The 7,714-nt window shown below is 67.7% G+C and carries 7 protein-coding genes; 3 read left to right on the plus strand and 4 right to left on the minus strand.

All coding sequences use genetic code 11. The features are described from left to right. Positions 1-281: 281 nt before the first annotated feature. Together AC1DSO_RS24110 and AC1DSO_RS24115 are read left to right on the plus strand one after the other, a co-directional pair. Positions 282-1,433, plus strand: coding sequence for a M23 family metallopeptidase (locus tag AC1DSO_RS24110; RefSeq protein ID WP_477071219.1), 1,152 nt, complete (start codon positions 282-284; stop codon positions 1,431-1,433). Then, positions 1,414-1,899, plus strand: coding sequence for a bactofilin family protein (locus AC1DSO_RS24115; RefSeq protein ID WP_477071220.1), 486 nt, complete (start codon positions 1,414-1,416; stop codon positions 1,897-1,899). Before AC1DSO_RS24110 ends, AC1DSO_RS24115 begins: the two co-directional genes overlap by 20 nt. Before the next feature lie 62 nt (positions 1,900-1,961). On the opposite strand, the gene AC1DSO_RS24120 is transcribed toward AC1DSO_RS24115, so the two are convergent. Then, positions 1,962-2,330, minus strand: a complete 369-nt coding sequence (locus AC1DSO_RS24120; RefSeq protein ID WP_477071221.1) for a VOC family protein — start codon at positions 2,328-2,330, stop codon at positions 1,962-1,964. 87 nt (positions 2,331-2,417) lie between these two features. Between AC1DSO_RS24120 and AC1DSO_RS24125 the strand changes: the two genes are divergently transcribed. Further along, positions 2,418-2,720, plus strand: a complete 303-nt coding sequence (locus AC1DSO_RS24125; protein ID WP_477071222.1) for a helix-turn-helix domain-containing protein — start codon at positions 2,418-2,420, stop codon at positions 2,718-2,720. Positions 2,721-2,727: 7 nt separating this feature from the next. On the opposite strand, the gene prfB is transcribed toward AC1DSO_RS24125, so the two are convergent. The 3 genes from prfB to AC1DSO_RS24140 all read right to left on the minus strand — a co-directional run bounded on the left by prfB (position 2,728) and on the right by AC1DSO_RS24140 (position 7,647). Further along, positions 2,728-3,841 (minus strand): peptide chain release factor 2 gene (gene prfB / locus AC1DSO_RS24130; RefSeq protein WP_477071223.1). Its coding sequence is split into 2 segments (ribosomal slippage): positions 2,728-3,771 and positions 3,773-3,841, totalling 1,113 coding nucleotides; the frame shifts between segments, so codons are not numbered across the junction. A gap of 67 nt (positions 3,842-3,908) precedes the next feature. Then, entirely contained in the window at positions 3,909-6,275 is a 2,367-nt protein-coding gene (locus AC1DSO_RS24135) for a penicillin-binding protein 1A (RefSeq protein ID WP_477071224.1), read from the minus strand. A 169-nt stretch (positions 6,276-6,444) separates the two neighbouring features. Further along, positions 6,445-7,647, minus strand: coding sequence for an N-acetylmuramoyl-L-alanine amidase family protein (locus AC1DSO_RS24140; protein ID WP_477071225.1), 1,203 nt, complete (start codon positions 7,645-7,647; stop codon positions 6,445-6,447). Positions 7,648-7,714: the final 67 nt, after the last annotated feature.

Raw genomic sequence — 7,714 nt, forward strand, 5'->3', positions numbered from 1 at the left:
GTCATGAACGCCGCCAAGGCCATCAAGTAGTTCACGGCACGTATTTTCGTCTCTCACGGGAACGGTTCGGACGCGGCTGTGTTGTATCCGCGCCTCTACCTGTGGCCTTTACGCTCCGACGACTGCCTAAACGCTTGGTCGCGAGGGTTAGGAAACGCTAAGGAATGAGACGCAAAGTTACATTTTGCGACTCGCGCTCACTTCGGGCGCGAAGAGTCTTGCGCGTTTCCGCTTTCTCGTAGCATATCGCCCAGACCTGAAACGGGGGGTTTCCTGGGACGATGGCGATCAAGCGCTTCAAGCGGCTGCGGCATTCTCTCGAGGCCCTGTTCCCCGAACGTCACATCTATATCCGCTCCGGCGGCGAGATGCGGGGCTATGTCTTCTCCACCAACAAGCAGCTGCTGGGCGCGACCGCCGTCGCCGTCACCGCGCTGTGGATGGGCGTCTGCACCGCCTCGATGATGGTCAATGCCCTGGCGGTCAGCTCGACCGACCAGCAGGTGATCAAGCAGAAGGCCTATTACGAGCGTCTCAACGCCGATCGCCAGGCTCGCCTGAATAGCGCCGTGGCCCAGCTGTCGGCCACCAACGGCTCGCTGGACGATCTGGCCAGCTCGGTCGAGAAGCGCCACGCCGCCCTCGCCCTGCTCGTTTCCGATTTCAAGGGCGTGCCCGGCGCCGCCCAGGCCCTGACGGTCGCCAAGCCGCGCCTGCTGGCCGCCAGCCCGGTCCAGCGCATCCAGGCCACCCGGATGGATCAGGAACGCCTGATCGACGCCGCCGAGAGCTTCGCCAAGAGCCGCGCCGAGCGCTTGCGCCTGGCCATGCGGATGGCGGGCCTGGACGCCGGCAACTTCACCGGCCGCGGTGCGTCGCTGGGCGGCCCGCTGATCGAGGCCAAGGATCCGCGCGCTCTGGCCGCCGTCCTCGACGTCGACGAGGATTTCGCCAGCCGCATCCAGCACGCCGCCAACGACATGTCGGACATGCGCTCGCTGGGCGCGGCGGCCAAGAAGCTGCCCTTCTACCGCCCGACCAACAATCCGGCCCTGTCGTCCAGCTACGGCGTCCGCTTCGACCCGTTCACGCACCGGCCGGCGTTCCATTCGGGCTTGGATTTCCCGGGCGCCTTCTACACCCCGATCATGGCCACCGCGCCGGGCGTCGTCTCGTTTACGGGCGTCCGCTCGGGCTATGGCAACACCGTCGAGATCGACCACGGCGGCGGCTTCAAGACCCGCTACGCCCACCTGGCGACCATCGGCGCCCGGGTTGGTCAACGCGTCGCCATGGGCGCGCGTATCGGCGCCATGGGCTCGACCGGCCGCTCGACCGGTCCGCACCTGCATTATGAAGTCTGGGTCAACGGTAAAGCCCAGAACCCCAATCGTTACTTGAAGGCTGGTGAGTATGTTCAGCAAGCAAGCTAAGTCGGCGTCCAATTCCCAGGGCCGCATCGAACCGCTGCCCACGTCCATGGCGATCGCCCCCGTCGACGCCGCGCGGCGCAGCCCGCCGAAGGTGGCCAGCCTGCTGTCGGCGGACCTGACCATCGAGGGCAACCTGACCGGCGAGGGCGAGCTGCAGATCGACGGGGTGGTCAAGGGCGACGTCCGCGTCGGCCGGCTGACCGTCGGCGAGACCGGCCACATCGAGGGTTCGATCTATGCCGAGGCGGTCGAGGTGCGCGGCCGCGTGGTCGGCGCGATCACCTCCAAGCAGGTCCGCCTCTATGGCACCTCGTACATCGACGGCGACATCACCCACGAGCAGTTGGCGATGGAAACCGGCGCCTTCTTCCAGGGCCGCAGCCTGAAGTTCCAGCGCCCCGCCCCGGCCGCCCAACCGGCGCCGCAGGCCGAGCCCCTGGCCCTTGCCAAGCCCGCCGCGGGCTGAGGCCTTCCGGCCTTCCAGAAACACGAACGCCCCGGAGCGATCCGGGGCGTTTTTGTTGGCTGCTACCGGCTCGACAGCACGAACGTATTGCCATCCGGGTCCTTGAACTTGGCGAAGGTCCCCCACGGCTGCTTCTGCGGCGGGCCTTCGAATTCGACGCCCTTCTCGGCCAGCTTGCGATAGGCGTGCTCGACGTCGTCGCAGGCCAGCGAGCCGTTGAAGAAGGTGCCGATGCGGTCCTCGTGGCCCTCCGGCGTGAACAGGACCAGCCCGGTTTCGGCGCCGGGGATCGACAGCTCGATCCAGCGCTGGGCGCCCATCGGCTGGTCGGTGGCCACGCGCAGCCCGACCTTTTCGGTCCAGAAAGCCAGGGCCCGATCCTGGTCGCTGACCGGGATACCGACGAACTTCAGTTGCTTGATCACGCTCATGGCCGTTCCCTCTCTTCAGCGGTCCGCGATCGATGGAGTAGCCGCCCCGCCTTGCCTGGGGAAAGAGGCGCAGGCATTGCTATAGCAATGACAACGCAAAGCTATACGATCGACCGCTATGTCCTCGACACCCTGATGGCCGACCTGGTCGGCCACGACCACAAGCCGTCGTCGTTCCTGGTCTATCTGGCGATCACGGCGGCCCACGCCAACGGCCGCGCCAGCTTCAGCCACGCCGAGCTGGCCGAACGCACGGGCCAGTCGCGGCGCACCGTCCAGAACGCCGTCGAGACCTTGAAACGAAGAGGCTTGATCACGGCCACCCGCCAGGGCCCGACCGAGGCGGCGACCTATGTCCCGCTGACGCCGTGGAAGCGTCAGCGGGGTTAGAGGTCCGTCAGGCGTCGCGCGTGGCGCCGACGCGCTGGGCCAGCGAGGCGCCCATGAAGGCGTCGAGGTCGCCGTCCAGCACCCCCTGGGTGTCGGAGGTCTCGACGTTGGTCCGCAGGTCCTTGACCATCTGGTAGGGCTGCAGGACGTAGCTGCGGATCTGGTGGCCCCAGCCGATGTCGGTCTTCTGGTCCTCAAGCGCCTGCTGGGCGGCTTCCCGCCTTTGCAGCTCGGCCTCGTAGAGGCGCGCGCGCAGCATCTTCCAGGCTTCCTCGCGGTTCTGGTGCTGCGAGCGGCCGGCCTGGCAGGCCACCGCGATACCGGTCGGAATGTGCGTCAGGCGCACGGCCGAGTCGGTCTTGTTGATATGCTGACCGCCGGCGCCGCTGGCGCGATAGGTGTCGGTCCGTACGTCGGCCGGATTGATCTCGATCTCGATCGTGTCGTCGACCACCGGATAGACCCAGGCCGAGGCGAACGAGGTGTGGCGGCGGGCGCTGCTGTCGTAGGGGCTGATGCGCACCAGCCGGTGCACCCCGGCCTCGGTCTTCAGCCAGCCATAGGCGTTCTGGCCCTTGACCAACAGGGTCGCGGACTTGATGCCGGCCTGGTCGCCATCGGTCTCTTCGATCAGCTCGGTCGTCATGCCGTGGGCGTTGGCCCAACGCGTGTACATCCGCAGCAAGATGCCGGCCCAGTCGCACGACTCGGTGCCGCCGGCCCCGGAGTTGATCTCGATATAGGCGTCGTTGCCGTCGGCCTCGCCGGACAGCAGGGCCTCGAGCTCGGCGCGGCCAGCGCGCTCCTTGATGGCCTTCAGCTGGGCGCGGGCGTCGTTGAGGGAATCCTCGTCGGACTCCATGTCGGCCAGCTCGGCGTATTCCAGCGCGTCCTTGACGTCGCGCTCGATGCCTTGCACGGCCTCGACCTTGGCGGCCAGGGCGGCGCGCTCGCGCGAGACGGCCTGGGCCTCGGTCGGACGATCCCACAGGGTCGGGTCCTCGACCCGGGCGTTCAGCTCATCGAGCTTTCTAAGGGCGACATCCCAGTCAAAGACGCCTCCTGAGCAGTCCAATGGACTGCTCGATGTCAGCCGCGGAGGCCTCGACATCCGGTCGCATCACGTAACTCCGTGACAGTGTTGAAGGGCGCGGGAGATAACGTGCGTTGCTCCCTTGCGCAATGACGTCAGTAGAGTCCGCTGAGCGGATCCACCTTCGGCGGCGGCGGCTTACCCGGCTGGGCTTGCGGCTGGGGAACCGGCGGCAGGCCCGGCGGCAGCGCGTTGTACGGGATCGGCCCAGTCGGGGCGACCTCGACCCGGGGCTCGGTCCCGGGGCGGAAGGCCTCGCGGTTGCCGCGCACCATGGCGAACTTGGCCGTCTTCGGCGGCTTGAAATCGACGACCGGCTGGCCCTCCAGCGCCACCTTCATGAAATCGATGAACACCGGCACCGCATCGGTGGCCCCGGTCTCGCCCTCGCCCAGCGAGCGGTTGTCGTCGAAGCCGACGAAGACCCCGACCACCAGGTTGGGCGAATAGCCGACGAACCAGGCGCTGCGGTATTCGTTGGTCGTGCCGGTCTTGCCCGCCAAGGGGCGGCCCAGCGAGCTGACGGCGGCGGCGGTGCCGCGCTGGACCACGCCCTGCAGCATCGAGGTGATCTGATAGGCGGTGACCGGATCCATGATCTGGTCGCCCGGCGCGGCGAAGCGCGGGCTCTCGTCGCCATTGAAGCCGGCCTCACAGCGGTCGCAGTCGCGCTTGTCGGCGCGGAAGATCACCTTGCCCTCGCGGTCCTGGACGAGCTCGATTAGATGCGGCTCGATCCGACGGCCGCCATTGACGAAGGCGGCATAGGCGGCGGTCAGCTTGAACGGCGTGGTCTCGCCCGCGCCCAGGGCCATAGCCAGCACCGGATCCATGTCGCGAACGACGCCCGCCCGCTTGGCGAAGTCGACGATCTTCTTCATGCCGACGCCTTGGGCCAGGCGCACGGTCATGGCGTTGATCGACTGCTCCAGCCCCTTGCGCAGCGGCTGAGCGCCGTAGAATTCCTTGTGGTAGTTCTCGGGGCTCCAGTCCTCGCCGTTCGCGCCCTTGAAGGTGATGGCGCTGTCGACGATCACACTGGCCGGCGTGTAGCCGTTCTCCAGGGCCGTGGCATAGACGAACGGCTTGAACGACGAACCCGGCTGACGCATCGCCTGGGTGGCGCGGTTGAAGTTCGACAGCGAGTAGCTGTAGCCGCCGACCAGCGCGGTGATGCGCCCTGTATAGGGCTCCATCGCCACCAGGGCGCCGTTGACGATCGGCACCTGGCGCAGGCGGAAGCCGGCGTCGGTCTTCTCGACGAACACCAGGTCGCCGGCCTTCAGGCCCTTGCCGGCCCTGGCCCAGGCGACGTCCTCGCCGACGATCTGGCCCTCGCCTTCCTTCTTCACCAGGCGCACGCGCCCGTCGTTGGAGACGACCAGGGCCGGACGCCAGACGCCGCGCTCCGCGGGGACGGGCTTGGCCAGGGCGGTCTTCTCCCACGCCAGGTCCGTCGATTCGACGTGACCCCAGCCACCGCGCCAGCCGTGGCGGCGGTCGTATTTCTCCAGCCCGTCCATCAGGGCCGCGCGCGCGGCGGTCTGCAGGCGCGGGTCCAGGGTCGTGCGCATGTAGTAGCCGCCCTCGTTCAGGCGAGGGCCGAGGGTCGCCATGCCGCGCTGGCGCACTTCCTCGACGAAATAGTCGGCGTCGCGATAGGCGGCGCGCTTGGGCGCGGCCTGGACCACCAGGTCCTCGGCCATCGCCTTCTTGGCGTCTTCCTTGGAAACCCATCCCTGCTCGGCCATCTGGCCCAGCACCCAATTGCGGCGGGCCATCGCCTTGGCCTTGTTGCGGATCGGATGGTAGTTGTCGGGCCCCTTCGGCAGCGAGGCCAAGTAGGCGCACTGGGCCAGGGTCAGGTCCGGCAGGGACTTGCCGAAATAGTTGTAGGCCGCCGCGCCGACCCCGAACGAGCGATAGCCCAGCCAGATTTCGTTCAGATACAGCTCGAGGATCTGCTGCTTGGTCAGCGACTGCTCCAGGCGGTGCGCCAGGATCGCTTCCTTGAACTTGCGGCCGACGGTGGCGTCGCTGGTCAGCAGGACGTTCTTGGCCACCTGCTGGGTGATGGTCGAGCCACCTTCCAGACGCCGACCGCGCATGGCGTTGCCGACGTTCTTGAGCATGGCGCGCGACAGGCCGCCGACGTCGACGCCGCCGTGCTGGAAGAAGTTGCGGTCCTCGGCCGCCAGAAAGGCCTGGGCCAGCTGCGACGGGATCTGGTCGTAGGGAATGAAGATCCGGCGTTCCTTGGAATACTCGCCGATCAGGGTGCCGTCCCAGGCATAAACGCGCGTGGCGGTGGGCGGACGATAGTCCTGCAGTTCGCCGGCGTCAGGCATGTCGTGGAACAGCCAGGCGGCGTAGATCGCGATCGCGAAGCCCGCGACCGCGATGGCCGAAAGCACCGTCACGCCCGCGATGGCCATCCATCGTTCGGTGGGTTTCAGATCCACGCGACCTCCGTCGGGCAGGCCCCTCGCCTACCGCACACCCTTCACTAGATCGCTTGCCGCCGAACCGTAAGCGGTTTTGCGGGCGCATCGCCGTGGGCGAAGCGCGAACGATCGTCCTTGTGCTTAGAGCGCGACGAGGAAAAGGGGAAGGCGCCGGAAACCCCGTCGATCAGGACTTGCGCAGGCCCGCTGAGAAATAGGCCTCAATCGAGTCGCTGACGGCGTCGACCAGGCGGGCGCGGCTGGCCTTGCCGGTCAGGAAGGCCTCGTCGTCCAGATTGGTGATGAAGCCCATCTCCAGCAGCACGGCCGGCACGTCGGGGGCCAGCAGCACGATGAAGCCGGCGTCGCGGTGACTGCGGCGCAGCAAGGTGGTCTCCTCGCCGACATTGGCCAGCAGCAACTGGGCGAAGGCGGCCGAGCGGTTCTTGGTGGCGCGCTGCGACAGATCCAGCAGAATCTGGCTGACGGCGCGGTCGCGGCCCGGCAGGTTGGCCTTCATCAGCCAATCGTCCTTCTCCAGGACCCGGCCGACGCGATCGGCGCCTTTTTCCGACAGGGTGTAGACCGAAGCGCCGCGGGTGCCGGTGTCCGGGCCCGAGTCGGCGTGCAGCGAGATAAAGAGGTCCGCGTCGGCGCGACGGGCGATCTGCACGCGCGATTCCAGCGGGATGAAGGTGTCGGTCTCGCGGGTCAGCACCACCTGGAAGCGGCCGGTGCGTTCCAGACGCGCCTTCAGCGCCTTGGCGGCGGCCAGGGTGACGTCCTTCTCGTAGACATTGACGCCCAGCGAGCCGGGATCCTTGCCGCCATGACCGGCGTCGATGACGATGACCTTCTTCAGGCGCAGCGGCGCGGCCTTGACCGGCGCGGTGGCCAGGGTCAGACGCGGCGCCTGCGGAATCGCCGTTCCGTTTTGCGGAGCGCCGTCCACGGCCCGCAGGTCGATGACATAGCGATAGGCGGTTGCGCCGTCGCCCGGCGGCAGCAGGAATCGGCGGCGAACCTCGGCCTTGCCCGTCAGATCCAGGCGCAGACGAGCGCCGCCCGCGGCCTCGTCGATCAGCCAGCGCTTGACCAGTCCTTGGCCGGCGCCCTGGAGGTCGCCGGAGACGGTGACGTTCGGAAGCGCCAGGACCAGGCGCTGGTCGTTCATGCCGTCGGCGATCAGCTTGCCGGCGGCGGCGCGATCCAGGTCGATGACGACGCGGGTTTCGACCCGGTCGCCGCCGAAGCGGACCTTCTGCACGCCGGCGGGCGCGGCCGGACCTTGAGCCGTGGCCACGGCGACGCCGGCCGTGGTCAAACCGCCGACGATCAGGGCCGCCCGGACCCAGCCCATGCGGGCCAAACTTATAAGAAGCTTACGCATACCCGCCCGCGGTATCCGGAACTGGTGAACCGAACGTCAATATCGCCCGGACGCGGTAGCCAAAGGG

The sequence above is a fragment of the Caulobacter sp. P4_E5 genome (assembly GCF_056401555.1).

Coding starts and splice junctions, on each gene's coding strand:
- AC1DSO_RS24110 (WP_477071219.1), top strand. CDS start 282: ATGGCGATCAAGCGCTTCAAGCGGCTGCGGCATTCTCTCGAGGCCCTG.
- AC1DSO_RS24115 (WP_477071220.1), top strand. CDS start 1,414: ATGTTCAGCAAGCAAGCTAAGTCGGCGTCCAATTCCCAGGGCCGCATC.
- AC1DSO_RS24120 (WP_477071221.1), bottom strand. CDS start 2,330: ATGAGCGTGATCAAGCAACTGAAGTTCGTCGGTATCCCGGTCAGCGAC.
- AC1DSO_RS24125 (WP_477071222.1), top strand. CDS start 2,418: ATGACAACGCAAAGCTATACGATCGACCGCTATGTCCTCGACACCCTG.
- AC1DSO_RS24140 (WP_477071225.1), bottom strand. CDS start 7,647: ATGCGTAAGCTTCTTATAAGTTTGGCCCGCATGGGCTGGGTCCGGGCG.